We start from the raw sequence: 14,906 nt of genomic DNA on the forward strand, positions 1-14,906 counted from the left end.
CTCCGTTCCGAGGGGGTCAGCCCCGGGTGCGGAGGCGCCGGGCGGTGACGACGGCGCCGGCGCCGAGGGCGGCGAGTGCGGCGGCGATGCCCGCGAGGAGGCCGTTGGGGGTGCCGGCACCGGTCTGGGCGAGCTCCGGGGTGCCGGCCGGGGCCGTGGCGGCGGGTGCGGCGGCCGGGACGCTCCCGGGGGCGGCGGGGGCCGGCGGGGCGGCCGCCGGGGTCCGGTCGGCGGCCGGGTCGGCGGGCTTGGCCGGGGCCTGGGTGGCCGGGGCGGTGGCGGTGGGCTTCGGGGCGGCGGGCTTGGCGGGGGTCGGCTTGGCCGGAACCGGCTTGGCGGGGGTGGGCTTGGCGGCGGGCTTCGGCACCGTGACCGTCATGTCCTTGACCACCCACTCGCCGTGCGACCTGTCCTCGGCGACGGCGGAGAGCCCGACGAAGAGGGTGCTGAGGTCGGCGGGGGCGTCCGCGGAGAGGCCGACGCGGAACGTGGCGTGCTCGGCCCGGCCGTCGGCGACCGGCATGCCCTTGGCGGGGGTGGCGAAGAGCGTCGGGTCGCAGCCGCGCACCAGGGAGAGCTTCTGCCAGCCCCCGGTGGTGCGGTACTCGACGGTCAGGAAGCCGCTCGGCAGGTACGAGACGCCCTTCTCGCCGTCACCGGCCCGGTGGGCGGCGAGCGAGAGCGTGGGCACCACGCTGCGGTAGGCCGCTCCGGTGTGGTTGCCGACCTCGACCGGGATCTCGACCTTCGGCCCGCCCGCCCTGACGGTCAGCGCGGGGGCCATGTGGAAGCCCGCCTCGGGGCCGCCCCGGTGGACGGCGGTGTCCGCCTTCGGCGCGGCCCCGGCGGTGGCGGGCGCCGCCTCGGCGGCGGCCGGTGCGCCGCAGGCCCAGGAGGACTCGGCGGTGAGCAGCTGCACGGAGCCGGCGAGGACGACGGTGGCGGCGACGGCGGCGATCCGGCGGCGGGCGGTGGTGGCGGTGGAGTTCTTCGCGGAAGCGGGCATGGTGGACGTGCGCATGACAGGACCCCCAAGGTCTGATGCGGGTGCGGATGACGTGGGATGAAGGTGACCGGTGTGCTCCTGTCGAGCAGTTCTCGCGCCCCCCGGCTCGGCCGGTCTCGCTTCCCGCTTTCCTTCGTCCGTACAGACAGCGATCGACCTCGAAGGGTTGCGGCGGGGTCGAGGTTTTCCGCGACTATTTTCCGTGACCTCGGCGTCACTCATGGCCACATCATTCACATGATCAGACTCGTAGGTATGACTGGTGAGATGTTGGTCGTTCGGCCAGATCGGTGACACTTTCGCCGTTCGGTGAGGGCGGCACATGGGACCGGGTACGTCTTCGCGTCCACCACCCGGGCGACGCCGGGTGACCGGAACGTCGAGGACGCACCCGTATGCCGCCTGGCAACCCTGGCCGGATCGTCCGGAGTCTGGCCGCGCTCGTGCTGGTGTCCACCGCCGTGCTCCCGGCCGCGCTCGAACTGGCCGGACCCCCGCCGTTCGGCGTGATCGGGCCCGGCGCCCCCGCCGACCGCGCGGTGCCGCCGCACACCGCGGTGCAGCGCGCCGACCTGCACGACGCGGGGGAGGCCCCGACCGTCGACATACGGCGGACCGGGGACCCGGCCAACCGGATCACCCTGGTCCTGCTCGGCGACGGCTACGGCGCCGGGGAGCAGGACCTCTTCCGCGAGCAGGCGGACCGCGCCTGGCGCGCGCTGATGGACATCGAGCCGTTCCGCAGCTACCAGGGGTTCTTCAACATAAGGCGGGTCGAGGTGGTCTCCCCGGTCTCCGGCATCGCCGAGAGCGAGAACCGCGGCCGGCGCCCCGCCACCCCGCTCGGCATGCACTTCTGGTGCGAGGGCACCGCCCGGCTGCTCTGCGCCGACGAGGAGGCCGCCGCCCGCTACGCCGGCCGCGGCGAGGGCCCGCAGTACCTCATCGCGCTCGCCAACTCCACCGAGTACGGCGGCGCCGGCGGCACCGGGGTGACCACCCTGGCCGGCGGCAGCGCGGACGCCGGGCGGATCATCCAGCACGAGATAGGGCACACCGTCGGGGACCTCGGCGACGAGTACGACAGCGCGCCGGACGACGCCGACTACCCCAACCTCTCCACCGACAACGCCGAGGAGATGCGCCGCAAGCAGACCAAGTGGTGGCGCTGGCTGGGCGCGGAGTCCCCGGACGGGGCCGGGGCGGTCGGCGCCTTCCGCAGCGCCAACGGCGTCTACCGGCCCACCCAGGACTCGGTGATGCGCACCCTCGGCGGGGCGTACAACCTGCCCTCGCGGGAGGCGATCATCGAGGAGATCTACCGGCGGGTCAGGCCCGCCGACGACCCGTCGCCGGCGCCCGGCGACGTCACCGGCCGCCCCCGGCTGGAGGTCCGGCCGCTCCCGCTGGCCGGGGCCCGGCAGCTGCGGGTGGACTGGACGGTGGACGGCGCCCCCGTCGAGCCGCAGGCGGCGGACCGCAGCTGGCTGGACACCGCGGCGCTGACCCTGGAGCCCGGGCACGGCGCGACCGTCACGGCGACCGTCCGGGACACCACCGACTGGGTCCGCGACGAGGCCTTCCGGGACCGCTACATGACCCGCTCGGTCTCCTGGACGGTGGTCGGCTGAGCGCCGCGCGGGGCGGATGGTTCGTGTCCGTCCTCCTGACCCCGCGCTAGGCGTTCAATGATGGGATGACTAATCTGGGGCCACTATGACCGTGGAGCCCGCCAGTTCAGCCCGCCCCCTGTCCGCCCCCGCTCCCCGGGCCGGCGCCGGCCCCGCCCCCGGTCCCGCGGCCGCCCACCCCCCGGGTGGGCGGGCCGCCTGGCTCGCCTGGTCCATCGGCGTCAGCGTCTACGTCCTGGCCGTCATCCACCGCACCAGTCTCGGCGTCGCCGGCCTGGACGCCGCCGACCGCTTCGGCATCGGCGCCTCCGCGCTCTCCACCTTCTCGATCCTCCAGGTCCTCGTCTACGCCGCCATGCAGGTCCCCGTCGGCCTGCTGGTCGACCGGTTCGGACCGCGCCGGGTGCTGCTGCTCGGCGTGGTGCTGCTCAGCACCGGCCAGCTCGCCTTCGCCTTCTCCGACTCCTTCGGCCCCGCGCTCGCCTCCCGGGCCGTGCTCGGCTGCGGCGACGCCATGACCTTCATCAGCGTGCTGCGGATCGCCGCCCGCTGGTTCCCCGCCGCCAAGAACCCGCTGGTCGCCCAGCTGACCGGCCTGGCCGGGATGAGCGGCAACCTGGTCACCACCGTCGTCCTCGCCCAGGCGCTGCACAGCGAGGGCTGGACGCCCACCTTCACCGCCATCGCGCTGCTCGGCGTCGGCGTCTTCGCGCTCGTCGCGCTCTTCCTCCGGGAGTCGCCGGACGGGCCCTCCGCGGCGGCGCCCGCCGCCCGGCCGAGCCTCGGCATCGCCCGCCAGGTGCGGGAGACCTGGCGGGAGCCGGGCACCCGGCTGGGGCTCTGGATCCACTTCACCACCCAGTTCCCGGGCAACGCCTTCGGCCTGCTCTGGGGCCTGCCCTACCTCGTCGAGGCCCAGGGCATGACCCGCGCCGCGGCCGGCGGCCTGCTCACCCTGCTGGTGCTCTCCAACATGAGCTTCGGCTTCCTCTTCGGCCGCGTCCTGTCCCGCACCGCCCGGGCCCGGATGCCCATCGTGCTCACCGTCATCGCCGCCACCGCGCTGCTGTGGGGAGTGGCGCTCGCCTGGCCCGGCGGCCACCCGCCGCTCTGGCTGCTGGTCGCGGTCGTCCTGGTGATGGGCAGCAACGGCCCCGCCTCACTGGTCGGCCTCGACTACGCCCGCGCCCGCAACCCCGTCGAACGCCTCGGCACCGCCTCCGGCATCGTCAACATGGGCGGCTTCATCGGCACGATGATCACCCTCTTCGGCATCGGCGTCCTCCTGGACGCCCTCAGCCCGCCCGGCGCCGACACCTACGCGGCGAGCGCCTTCCGCTGGGCGTTCTGCTGGCAGTACGTGCCGCTGGCGGCGGGGACCCTGATGATCCTGCGGCTGCGGAAGAAGCTCGCGGCGGTGCCTGCGTAGGGTTTCTGGCCTGCGGAAACGTGATTACTATCGGTCTCACTGATGGTTACCGAGCGCAGGTCGACGATGCGCGTGTTCTCCGGCTTCACCACTTTGTGCGCGTCGCTGGGGTTGCCGCGCCCGAGGATCCGGCACACGTCCGCCGTGACGAACCACGGCTCGCCGTCGATCATCACGACCCTGATCGGCTGGCCCGTGACCGGGAAGCTCGACCGGACCAGCACCATCGTCTGTTCGTCGTCCATCGGGACGCCCCTCCTTCTTCCGGGTGACACTGCCCGGATCAACGAGGCCGAACGGAAGGGGCTACTGGTCCCAACCTGACGCACGGGAGCACGAGGCGCACTCGCCCGGCGTGCACGGTGCGTGTACGCCGGGCGGGTGATGGCCTGGGGCTACGGGGTGACGGAGAAGTTGGCCAGGACGCGGTCGGCCAGCTCCTTGTCCCCCTCGACGGTCACCGGGCCCGGGCGGCCGCGGCCGCAGGCGAGGCGGACGTAGGTCTCCCAGTCGAGGGTGAGCTGGACGTCGGGGGCGAGGCTGATGGACTCGTCGACGGTGCCCCGCCCGGCGGAGTCGACGCGCACGGTGCGCAGGAACTCGACCGGGCCGGTGACGTCGACGACCAGGGAGGTGCCGGCCGGGGCGCCGGCCGCGTGGGCGACGGCCTTCGGCAGGCCCTGCAGCAGGACGTCCCGGGTGACCAGCGCCGCGGGGGAGTCGAGGTCGCCGGGGACGCCGAGGGCGCGGCGGAGGTCCTGCTCGTGCACCCAGACGTCGAAGGCGCGCAGCCGCAGCAGCTCGTGGTACGGGATGTCGCGGCTCTGCGGGCCGGCCGGCCAGCGGACCGGCTCGTTGGGCATCTGCTTGGCGTTCCGCAGCGCGCGGGAGCGGCGGATGATCGTGTACTCCAGCTCGCTGGTCATCTCCAGGGCGGTGTGGCAGCGGCGCTTGTCGACGGGCAGTTCGAGGTAGCGGGCGGCCTCGGTGGTGACGTGGCGCAGGTCGCGGGGGAGGGAGTGGATCGGGCGGGGGTCGCCGAGGAGCTCGGACTCGACGGCGATCACGTGCGAGACGATGTCGCGGACCGACCAGCCGGGGCACTCGGTGGCCCGGTTCCAGGAGCCCTCGGGCAGCGGGGTCACCAGTTCGGATATCGCCTCGATCGACTGGGTCCACGCCTCGGTGTAAGCCTGCACGGTCTGGTTGTCCGTCACGGGAATCTCCGGCCCTCCGTCAGCTGCCTTGCCACGCGTGCCCGCGGCTTCCTGGGTCCGCCGGGATATCCGGCTTCCGGGCGCACACGCTAACCGCACGTTACGCTGCCGGGTGAGAGCAGGGCAGCGCTTTCGGGTGACGATCGTAGGACTCTTGCCGTGGACGGTGGTACTGTGCGCGCTTCATTGATCCAACTCGCGGTCTCCGACGCCGAGCCCCCGGCCGAGCGGCGGGCCCGCGCGGCCGCGCTGGTGCGGGCGCAGCGGGGAGCGGACCTGGTGGTCCTGCCCGAGCTGTGGCCGCTCGGCGGATTCGCCTACGACCTCTGGTCGGACGGTGCCGAGACGCTGGACGGGCCGACCTCGGACGCGATGGCGGCGGCGGCCCGGGCGGCGGGGGTCTGGCTGCACGCCGGTTCGATCGTCGAGCGCGATCCGGACGGGCCGATCTACAACACCTCGCTGCTGTTCGCCCCGGACGGCGAGCTGGTGCACACCTACCGCAAGATCCACCGCTTCGGCTTCGACAGCGGCGAGGCGGTGGTGATGGGTGCCGGGCAGGAGATCGTCACCGCGGCCACCGATGTCGGCACGCTGGGCCTGGCGACCTGCTACGACCTGCGGTTCCCGGAGCTGTTCCGGGCGCTGCTGGACGCGGGCGCGCAGGTGCTGGTGGTGCCGGCGGCCTGGCCGGAGCGGCGGCGGGAGCACTGGACGCTGCTGAACCGGGCGCGCGCGGTGGAGGAGCAGGCGTACGTGCTGGCCTGCAACACGGCGGGGACGCACGGCGGGGTCGAGCAGGCGGGCCACAGCATCGCGGTGGACCCGTGGGGCCGGGTGCTGGCCGAGGCGGGGGCCGGGGAGGAGGTGCTGACCGTGGAGTTCGACCCGGCGGAGGTGGCGAAGGCGCGCGCCGAGTTCCCGGTGCACCGGGACCGGCTGCTGGGGATCCCGGCGCCGGTGCAGCGCTGACGGGGGCGTTCCGGGCGTTTCCGGCGGCCGGGCGCGCAGGGGGCGCGCCGGGGCGTATGGGGGGCTTGTACACGTCGGTGTCCTTTTTGAGAAGATGAGCCTTCGTCGTGTTACCAGCCCGTACGTCGCCGGTCTGTTCCCGTCAGGCCGTCCAGCCCGCCCGAGGAGGTCGCGCGCATGTTCGGCACCGACGCGGGCGACACCCGTCCCGTGATCCAGCGCAACAGCCTGCGGGAGCAGATCGCCGGCGCGCTGCGCGAGGAGATGATGGCCGGCCGGCTGGCGGCCGGGCGGAACTTCACCGTCAAGGAGATCGCCGAGCTGTACGGGGTCTCGGCGACCCCGGCCCGGGAGGCGCTGGTCGACCTCTCCGCGCAGGGGCTGCTCCGGGCCGAGCACCACCGGGGCTTCACCGTTCCCGAGTTCGGCTGGGACGACTTCCGGGAGATCTTCGAGACCCGGGTGCTGATCACCGACAGCTACTACCGGCGGCTGGCCGTCGACCCCGGTCGGCCGGACGAGAGCCGGCTGGCCTCGCTGCGCCGCCGGGCGGACGCGGCGGCGCGGGCGGCCCGGGCCGGGAACCTGGACGTGATGGTGGGCTGCGACCGCCGCTTCTGGCAGGAGGTCGGCGGGCTGATGGGCAACCGCCGGATGGCCGACTACCTGGACTGGCTGCGGGTGCAGTCGTGGATGTTCGCCGCGCGGTACCTGCGGTCGATGCCCCAGCTGGGCGGGGTCTGCTGGGACGGCCACCTGGACCTGGTGGAGGCGGTCGAGGCGCGCGACGTGCCGCGCTCGCACCGGATCATCTGCGAGTACAACCTCTTCACCGTCGGGCTGCTGGCCGAACTGGCCGGCGAGTCGGTGGAGACCGTGAAGGTGCTGCCGCTGCTGACCGGGCGCCCGCTCGGCACTCCGGCCGCCCCGTCCGCCCTGGCGGGCCCGGACGTCGCGGCGGGCCCGGAGGCCGCGGCCGCGCCGCCCGGCACCCCGGAGGACGCCCCGCCGGGGAAGACCGGGGCGGGCCCCGGGTCCGGCGCCGCCGAGGCGCTCCGCCCGGAGGAGCCCGCCCGACCCGCGGAGCCGGGCCGCGCGGCCGGCGGCACCCGGGGCCGGGACGGCGAGCTCGGCCGGGAACTGGGCCGCGAACTGGGCCTGGGGCTCGGCCTGGTGCCGCAGCCGCGCTCGGTCCCGTACGGGCGGTACGGCCGCCGGCTGCCCGACGCGCCGCCGGACCAACTGCCCGGGGGACGGCCCGATCCGCATCGCTCGCCGGGCCGGTAGGGTGGGCGGTCGTCCGTCCCGGCCGCGCCGCGTACCGGCCGTCCGGGCACCGACCCGCCCATCCGCCGTCCGCCGCCGTGCGGCCGGTCCCCCGCGTCCGGAGAGGAAGAGCCGGCCATGGCCTGCGACCTCTGGCTCGTCCCGCTGGTGGACGTGCTGAGCCACAGCCCCGACAACCCCTTCCGGGACGACCTCGCGCTCTACAACCAGGTGCTGGCCTCGCGCGGTCTGCCCGAGATGCCGGTCTACCGGTTCGTGCCGGGGCACAGCGGGGCGGTCGAGCCGATAGCCGCCTTCGACTACGACTCGCTGCACTTCCTGCGCCGGGCCTACCTGCTGGGCCTGACCGGCCTGGACATCACGCCGGTCGACGCGCTCGGCGGCGACTACGAGCAGCTGCTGGAGATGTTCGAGAGCAGCGCCGAGCAGTCGCACCTGGTCTGGCACTTCGACCACGCCGGCGCGTACGTGCCGATCGAGTTCGCCGCCCCGCTGGTGGAGGAGTCGCTGCTCGCCTCGGGCGGCCCGCTCGGCTCCAGCCACGGGCTGCTGCGCGAGCTGCGGGCCGTCGCCCCGGCGCTGGGCATCGACCCGCTCGACCCGCCCGCGCCGACCCGGCCGCTCGGCCCGACCGGCCTGGAGCAGCCGTTCGGCCCGCCGCTGGACGACCTGCACCCGTTCGCCCGGGAGCGGCACGCCTGGGCGGGCCTGTACGCGGCGGCGACCCGGAGCCTGCACCAGGGCTCGATGATCGTCTTCGCCTGAGCCGACCCGACCCGACCAGGCCTCCGCCCACCCACTCGGCACGGCCCGGCCCCGGGCTCCGGGGACGGGCCGGGTCCGGTCGGCCCGTCCGACTACCGCAGCGGTCCCTCCGGCGGCCGCTGGCGCGGCATGGTGGGCCTGGTCCCCGGCGGCGGCAGCACCCGCACCTGGGCGCCGACGCCCGGCTCGCTGCGCCCGCCCCAGCTGCCGGCCACCTGGGTGGGCAGCTGGGTCATCCCGGCCCGGAACTCCAGCATCCACTCCGAGGTCTCGGTGCGGACCATGTCCGAGACGTCCTCGCAGAAGCGCCGCAGCACCCCGAGGCACCGCTCGGCGGCCTCGCCCGCGGTGCCCTCGGTGGGGCCGAGCACCTCCCGGACGCACTCCGAGGCCCAGTCGAACTGGAAGGCCTCCAGCCGGCGCTGCAGCGCCTGGGCGGTGGAGACGTCGCGCATCCAGCCGGAGGTCAGGCCGAACGCCCGGTCCGCGCCGTAGCAGGCGGCGGCCAGCGCCAGCCCGACGTAGCCCCAGCCGGTGGCGTTGTCGACGGTCCCGGTGAGGTCGACCAGCGGGGCGGTGACCCCGCCGACCGCGAAGCCGGCCGAGCCGAAGCGCAGCAGCCGCGCCCAGCGGCGCTTCCAGATCCGGTCCCGGCGGTACCACTCGACGGCCTCGACCGCCCGCTCCTCGGACCAGCGGTACAGCTCCTCCAGCCGCTCGGCGGGCTCGCCCCAGTCCCCGAGGGGGAACTGGCGGGTGCTGAGATCGGACCGGCGGCGGGTCGAGGCGCGGCGCGCCACGGTCGTGGCGGGCGGGTCCTCCTCACCGATCTCCTTGCCCCAGGCACTCTCCTCGGGCTGCATTTCCGGCTGGCTCACCTGTGGGGCTCCCTGTGGCGGGCGGACTGCTGGTCTGGCTGGTTCCGACTCTGCGCGGACTGACGTGTCATCGGCCTGACGGCTCGTGAAACGACGGACAACGCGGCGGCCACACCGCCGGTCCCGGAGCGCGCTGGGTGCCCCGGGGCGGCGTCACCGGCGGCTGCCGGTAGTGGTCCAACAGCACTTCTTACCGCCAAATGGCTTACCGTGTGGCCGCTTCGCCAATGATCGTTACCGGATTCGGCCACCGGATCCCGAGGTGGGAGGGTTGCGGCGGTCGGCGGGATTTCACCCGTCCGAGCGAGGCTTCGGTGACCCGCCGTCCTGACCCGGACACCGTGTGATGATCATCGGACCCCGGAGTCGGAGGATCCTCCGAGGCCGTACGCGCCCCGGCGGCCCGCGGCTGTCTCTTCCTACGGGACCGGAGAGCGGCCGGAACCGGCCACCGGCTACCCTTGCGCAGCGTGAAGGTCCTCGTCATCGGCGGCGGCGCCCGCGAACACGCCCTGTGCCGCTCTCTGTCCCAAGATCCCGCCGTGACCGAGCTGCACTGCGCCCCGGGCAACGCCGGGATCGCGCAGGTGGCGACGGTCCACCCGGTCGACCAGCTGGACGGCGCGCAGGTCACCGCGCTCGCCCGCGGGCTCGGCGTCGAACTGGTCGTGGTCGGCCCGGAGGCCCCGCTGGTCGCGGGCGTCGCCGACGCCGTGCGCGCGGCCGGCATCGCGGTGTTCGGCCCGTCCGCCGAAGCGGCCCTGCTGGAGGGCTCCAAGGCCTTCGCCAAGGACGTGATGGCCGCCGCCGGCGTGCCCACCGCCCGCTCCTACGTCTGCACCACCCCCGCCGAGGCCGCGGAGGCGCTGGACGCCTTCGGCGCCCCGTACGTGGTCAAGGACGACGGCCTGGCCGCCGGCAAGGGCGTCGTGGTCACCTCCGACCGCGAGGAGGCGCTGGCCCACGCCGCCGCCTGCGAGCAGGTGGTGATCGAGGAGTACCTGGACGGCCCCGAGGTCTCGCTCTTCGCGATCACCGACGGCAGCACCGTGCTGCCGCTCCAGCCGGCCCAGGACTTCAAGCGCGCCCTGGACGGCGACCAGGGGCCGAACACCGGCGGCATGGGCGCCTACTCGCCGCTGCCCTGGGCGCCCGAGGGGCTGGTCGAGGAGGTCCTGGCGACCGTCCTGCAGCCGACCGTGGACGAGCTGCGCCGCCGCGGCACCCCGTTCTCCGGGCTGCTCTACGCGGGCCTGGCGCTGACCTCGCGCGGCACCCGGGTGATCGAGTTCAACGCCCGCTTCGGCGACCCGGAGACCCAGGTCGTGCTGGCCCGGCTGCGCACCCCGCTGGCCGGCGTCCTGCACGCCTCGGCGACCGGCACGCTGGACCAGCTGGAGCCGCTGCGCTGGGACGAGGGCGCCGCGGTCACCGTGGTGATCGCCGCCGAGGGCTACCCGGCGGCGCCGCGCACCGGCGACCCGATCGAGGGCCTGGCCGAGGCGGAGGCCGCCGACGGCACCGCCTACGTGCTGCACGCCGGGACGAAGGCGGCCGAGGACGGCCGGGTGCTGAGCGCCGGCGGCCGGGTGCTGTCGGTCACCGCGACCGGGGCTGGGCTCGCCGAGGCGCGCGAGCGGGCCTACCGGGCGGTGGAGCGGATCTCCCTGGCCGGCGGCCAGCACCGCGGCGACATCGCGCTGAAGGCCGCGCAGTAGCCCCCGCGCACCCCTGCTCCGCCCCGGGCCCCCGGCACGCGATCCGCGCGCCGGGGGCCCGGGCGTTCGCCGCCCCGAGGGCGACCCCCGGTGAGTCCCGTGAGCCCCGCGGGCCCCGTGGACAACCCCCATGGACGCAGCGCCGTCCGGGCGTTTCGGGTACCGGTGGGGCCGGAGCGGCTTCCGGGGCCGGCGCACCGTTCGGCGCCCGGAATCCAGCCCATCGAGTGACAGCGGCCGCATCCGGCTGACGTAACCGGGCGCCCGGCCTTATGGTGCGCTGGACCACGGCGTCACAGGCCGGGCCGCTTCCGCCCGCCGCCGGGTAACCGCGGTCGCGCGGGGGGATGCTGGACGGCGTCCGGCCGGACCGGACACGCCCGGGCCGCCCGGGACCGCCCAGGGCGGTCGTCCGGAATCCGGGCGGTGTCACCGGGACGAGTGGAACCGGGGCGATCCGGAACACCCACCCGGACCCCGGCGTCGAAAATGTCAGAAGCGCCACGCAGCATGACGACCGGGGCTCGGCCGCCGCCGCTTCCCGGTCGGAACTGTTCGTTTCGAATCGGCTCAGGGGCCCGTACCGGGCGCCCGAGGGCTCCGAAGGGGGTGCCGCACCGTATGGCCGCTGTCGACACCGCGCGCGCTCACGCCCAGGCGGTCCTGCGGATCCGAGGACTCGCCCTGGCCGCCGCCGCGCTGCCCGCCGCCACCGCGGTGGTCCTGCTCGCCGGCCGGCTCACCGGCCGGATCGGCGCCCCCGGCTCCTCCGACGCCGCCGGCTGGGACCTCGCCCGCTGGATCGTCTGCGCGGTGGCCGCGCTCACCCTGCTGGTGGCCGCCGCGGCCGCCCGCGGGTACCGCCGGGCCGTCCCGCCGCAGACCCCGGCCGTACCGCTCGGCCGCGCCCAGGCCCCCGAGCTGTACCGGCTGATCGACGACCTGGCCGACCGGCTGGAGGTCCCCGCGCCCTCGGCCGTCGCGCTCACCCCGGACTGCGACAGCTGGCTGGAGGACGTCCCCGCGCCGCGGCCCCGCCGCCGCGCCCGCACCGGCGGCGACGCCCCGCCCGCGCCGGTCCTGGTGATCGGCTCACCCTTCCTCTGGTGGATGCGGGCCGGCGAGCTGCGCGCCCTGCTCGCCCCGGTGGTGGCCGGCACCGCGGCCGCCGCCGACCCGGAGATCGCCGCCGCCCGCCGCTTCCTGCGGGCCCTCGACGCCAGCCTGGACGCCGGCCCCGCCCCCGGCCCGTCCGGCGCCCCCGGCCCGGGCGAGCCGCGCCCGCCCCGGCGCCGCCCGGCCGCGCTCACCGAGCGGATCACGGACCGGATCACCCGCCGGCTGCTCGGCGCCTGCCGCGAGCACGCCGCCGAGCTGGAGCGCTCCGTCGCGGGCTGGGCCTCCGAACAGGCCCGCGGCGTCGACTACGGCCTGCGGATCGCCGCCCAGGAGCAGGTCGGCCTCGCCTACGCGGGCTGGGACCGGCTGCTCACCCGGGTCGCGCTGCCCGCCTGGCGGCTCGGCCGGCACCCCGCGCACCTCAACGCGGGCGTGGTCGCCGCGCTCACCGAACTGTCCCGGCGCGACCGGCTGGCCGACGGCTACGGCAGCCGGCTCGGCGACCGCCCGGCCTGCGACCTGCTGGAGGAGCCCGGCGCGGTGGACGCCGCGGTCTCCCGGCTCGCCGCCGAGCTGTTCTTCGGCGCGCCCGCCTCCGGCGGCTGGCGCGAGCTGGAGTGGTCCGACTACCCGGCGGACGTGGTGGACGCCGGCTGGCGGGCCCGCGCCGCCGCCCTGCAGTCCGCCCTGGACCTGCTCGCCCCGCAGGCCCGCCCCGGCGCCCCGACGCTGACCCGGCTGCTGGGCCGGCTCGCCGACGGCGACGGCGAGCGGCTGGCCGCCGCCCTCGCCGCCCGCCCGGCCCGCACCGCCGCGCCCGCGCCGCTGCTCGAACCGGTCCGCACCGGGCGGGACGTGCTGGTCGACCACGTCACCGCGATGGTCTGCTGCGCCGCCGTGGACACCGCGGGCGCCGTCCCCGGCCTCGACTGGCTGGACGGCCCGGTGCTGCTGCTCGGCGGCGTCCGCCGCACCGACCTCGCCGAACCGGTCGCCCAGGCCGTCGAACAGGGCCAGGACGGCCCGCTGCGGGCCTGGCTGGACGCCGCCGACGTCCGGTTGGAGAAGCCCGTCCGGCTCTGACCATCACCCTCCCCATCACCCTCCCGAGGGGCGCGAAGCCCACCCGTGAGCGCCCCCGGCCGAACCGGCCGCCCCGGGTCTTCGCAGGCCGGAGGCCCTCCCCGGGCGGGCCCGGAAGATTCCCGCCACCAGTTGCTACCGCGGGGTGACGCAGCGCCAGCACGGTGTGGTGTATTAGTCCGCACGCACATCCGGGAGGCACATGCCACCCCGGCGGAGGTGCACCTGGGAGGGGCGCGCGTGGGGACCGAACTCAACCGCCGCTGGGAGTCCGGGACGCACGCGCACAGCGTCTCCGACCCCTTCGGCCAGGGCCCGCTGCCCTGGCTGCGCAGCCCCGACCGGTACCTCGCCGGCACCGGGGGCGACGTCCCCTGGTACGTCTCGGTGGACGCCCCGGGGCAGCGCCCGCTGGCCGCCGGGGTACGCGGCAAGCCCGCGGTCGGCACCCCGCTGAGCGCCAACGACGAGGAACAGCAGATCAAGGGCTTCGCCTCGGCCGGAGTGGTCCGCCCCGGCGGCTCGGTGGACCTGCGGGTCACCGTCAACCCGCCCCGGGAGTTCACCGTCGACGTCTTCCGGATCGGCCACTACGCGGGCGACGGCGCCCACCACATGACCTCCAGCCCGAATATCGCCGGCATGGTCCAGCCGGCCCCGATGGTGGTCGGCCGGACCGTCTCCTGCCACCACTGGTGGCACACCTGGCGGCTGCAGATCCCGCAGCACTGGCGGCCCGGGGCCTACGTCGCGGTGCTCACCACCGCCGACATGCTGCACCGCAGCCACATCCCCTTCACCGTCCGCGACTTCGCGGACCAGACCCGCGCCGCCGAACTGCTGCTGGTGGTCCCGGACGTCACCTGGCAGGCGTACAACCTCTTCCCCGAGGACGGCCGCAGCGGCGCCAGCCTCTACCACGCCTGGGACGGCGGCCTGCTGGTCGGCGAGACCGAGGCGGCCGTCACCGTCTCCTTCGACCGCCCGCACGCCACCGCCGGGCTCCCGCTGCACGTCGGCCACGCCTACGACTTCATCCGCTGGGCCGAGCGCTACGGCTACGACCTCTCCTACGCCACCGCCACCGACCTGCACGCCGGACTGGTCGACGCCTCCCGGCACAAGGCGCTGGTCTTCCCGGGCCACGACGAGTACTGGTCCGAACCGATGCGCCGCGCCGCCGAAGGGGCCCGGGACGGCGGCACCTCGCTGGTCTTCCTCTCCGCCAACACCATGTACTGGCGGGTCGAGCTGAGCCCCGGCCCCTCCGGCGAGCCCCACCGGATGCTCAACTGCCGCAAGCGCCAGAAGGTCGGCCCCGACGACCCGGCCGCCGGGGCGCCCGGCGCCGCCAGCGCGCTGTGGCGCGACGCCGGCGAGCCGGAGCAGCACCTGCTCGGCGTCCAGTACTCCGGCCGGGTCGCCACCGCCGTCCCGCTCGTCGCCCGGCACACCGCGCACTGGTTCTGGGCCGGCACCGGCCTCCACGAGGGCGACGGGCTGCCCGGACTGGTGGCCGGCGAGGCGGACCGCTACTACCCCAAGGTCGCCCTGCCCGGGCACACCGAACGGGTGCTGCTGGCCCACTCCCCGTACCAGGACCCGGCCGGGCGCACCCGCTACCAGGAGACCTCGCTCTACCGGGCGCCCAGCGGCGCCTACGTGTTCGCCGCCGGCACCTTCGCCTGGTCGCCCGCGCTGGACCGCCCGGGGCTCACCGACGAGCGGATCCAGCGCGCCACCGCCAACCTGCTGGACCGGCTCTGCAAGAACGGCTGAACGGCCTCACGGACGGACCTCG

The 14,906-nt window shown here is 75.5% G+C and carries 12 protein-coding genes; 8 read left to right on the top strand and 4 right to left on the bottom strand.

Features of this window, described 5'->3' with window-relative positions:
* Positions 1-16 precede the first annotated feature (16 nt).
* Entirely contained in the window at positions 17-1,021 is a 1,005-nt protein-coding gene (locus ACFVFS_RS20360) for a hypothetical protein (RefSeq protein WP_380625994.1), read from the bottom strand.
* 380 nt (positions 1,022-1,401) lie between these two features.
* On the opposite strand from ACFVFS_RS20360, the gene ACFVFS_RS20365 reads away from it, so the two are divergent.
* On the top strand, positions 1,402-2,637 hold the full coding sequence (locus ACFVFS_RS20365) for a M64 family metallopeptidase (RefSeq protein ID WP_380625995.1): 1,236 nt from the start codon (positions 1,402-1,404) through the stop codon (positions 2,635-2,637).
* A gap of 85 nt (positions 2,638-2,722) precedes the next feature.
* Positions 2,723-4,066 carry a nitrate/nitrite transporter gene (locus ACFVFS_RS20370; RefSeq protein ID WP_380625996.1) on the top strand — a complete coding sequence of 448 codons (1,344 nt, stop codon included), beginning with the start codon at positions 2,723-2,725 and terminating at the stop codon, positions 4,064-4,066.
* Here the strand turns inward: ACFVFS_RS20370 and ACFVFS_RS20375 are convergent.
* Both ACFVFS_RS20375 and ACFVFS_RS20380 read right to left on the bottom strand, forming a co-directional pair.
* Complete coding sequence (locus ACFVFS_RS20375; RefSeq protein WP_380625997.1) at positions 3,955-4,311, bottom strand: BRO family protein; 357 nt, start codon at positions 4,309-4,311, stop codon at positions 3,955-3,957. The genes ACFVFS_RS20370 and ACFVFS_RS20375 overlap by 112 nt on opposite strands.
* A gap of 150 nt (positions 4,312-4,461) precedes the next feature.
* On the bottom strand, positions 4,462-5,283 hold the full coding sequence (locus tag ACFVFS_RS20380; RefSeq protein WP_380625998.1) for a maleylpyruvate isomerase family mycothiol-dependent enzyme: 822 nt from the start codon (positions 5,281-5,283) through the stop codon (positions 4,462-4,464).
* A 174-nt stretch (positions 5,284-5,457) separates the two neighbouring features.
* Between ACFVFS_RS20380 and ACFVFS_RS20385 the strand changes: the two genes are divergently transcribed.
* The 3 genes from ACFVFS_RS20385 (at position 5,458) to ACFVFS_RS20395 (ending at position 8,307) form a co-directional block, all read left to right on the top strand.
* Positions 5,458-6,255, top strand: coding sequence for a carbon-nitrogen family hydrolase (locus tag ACFVFS_RS20385; RefSeq protein WP_380625999.1), 798 nt, complete (start codon positions 5,458-5,460; stop codon positions 6,253-6,255).
* Positions 6,256-6,432: 177 nt separating this feature from the next.
* Positions 6,433-7,542, top strand: coding sequence for a GntR family transcriptional regulator (locus ACFVFS_RS20390; RefSeq protein ID WP_380626000.1), 1,110 nt, complete (start codon positions 6,433-6,435; stop codon positions 7,540-7,542).
* A 117-nt stretch (positions 7,543-7,659) separates the two neighbouring features.
* Complete coding sequence (locus ACFVFS_RS20395; protein WP_380626001.1) at positions 7,660-8,307, top strand: hypothetical protein; 648 nt, start codon at positions 7,660-7,662, stop codon at positions 8,305-8,307.
* Between the two features lie 92 nt (positions 8,308-8,399).
* Here ACFVFS_RS20395 and ACFVFS_RS20400 read toward each other — a convergent pair whose 3' ends face one another.
* On the bottom strand, positions 8,400-9,185 hold the full coding sequence (locus ACFVFS_RS20400) for an SLATT domain-containing protein (protein ID WP_380626002.1): 786 nt from the start codon (positions 9,183-9,185) through the stop codon (positions 8,400-8,402).
* A gap of 470 nt (positions 9,186-9,655) precedes the next feature.
* On the opposite strand from ACFVFS_RS20400, the gene purD reads away from it, so the two are divergent.
* The 3 genes from purD (at position 9,656) to ACFVFS_RS20415 (ending at position 14,884) form a co-directional block, all read left to right on the top strand.
* Entirely contained in the window at positions 9,656-10,903 is a 1,248-nt protein-coding gene (gene purD / locus ACFVFS_RS20405) for a phosphoribosylamine--glycine ligase (RefSeq protein ID WP_380626003.1), read from the top strand.
* Positions 10,904-11,524: 621 nt separating this feature from the next.
* Complete coding sequence (locus ACFVFS_RS20410) at positions 11,525-13,105, top strand: hypothetical protein (protein ID WP_380626004.1); 1,581 nt, start codon at positions 11,525-11,527, stop codon at positions 13,103-13,105.
* A 240-nt stretch (positions 13,106-13,345) separates the two neighbouring features.
* Positions 13,346-14,884, top strand: coding sequence for a N,N-dimethylformamidase beta subunit family domain-containing protein (locus ACFVFS_RS20415; protein WP_380626005.1), 1,539 nt, complete (start codon positions 13,346-13,348; stop codon positions 14,882-14,884).
* Positions 14,885-14,906: the final 22 nt, after the last annotated feature.

The sequence above is a fragment of the Kitasatospora sp. NPDC057692 genome, assembly GCF_042799475.1.
Classification (GTDB): Bacteria; Actinomycetota; Actinomycetes; order Streptomycetales; family Streptomycetaceae; genus Kitasatospora.

Excerpts from the sequence above, each read along its gene's own strand:
- ACFVFS_RS20370 (WP_380625996.1), top strand. The coding sequence starts at position 2,723 with ATGACCGTGGAGCCCGCCAGTTCAGCCCGCCCCCTGTCCGCCCCCGCT.
- ACFVFS_RS20360 (WP_380625994.1), bottom strand. The coding sequence starts at position 1,021 with ATGCGCACGTCCACCATGCCCGCTTCCGCGAAGAACTCCACCGCCACC.
- ACFVFS_RS20365 (WP_380625995.1), top strand. The coding sequence starts at position 1,402 with ATGCCGCCTGGCAACCCTGGCCGGATCGTCCGGAGTCTGGCCGCGCTC.
- ACFVFS_RS20390 (WP_380626000.1), top strand. The coding sequence starts at position 6,433 with ATGTTCGGCACCGACGCGGGCGACACCCGTCCCGTGATCCAGCGCAAC.
- ACFVFS_RS20410 (WP_380626004.1), top strand. The coding sequence starts at position 11,525 with ATGGCCGCTGTCGACACCGCGCGCGCTCACGCCCAGGCGGTCCTGCGG.
- ACFVFS_RS20395 (WP_380626001.1), top strand. The coding sequence starts at position 7,660 with ATGGCCTGCGACCTCTGGCTCGTCCCGCTGGTGGACGTGCTGAGCCAC.
- ACFVFS_RS20375 (WP_380625997.1), bottom strand. The coding sequence starts at position 4,311 with ATGGACGACGAACAGACGATGGTGCTGGTCCGGTCGAGCTTCCCGGTC.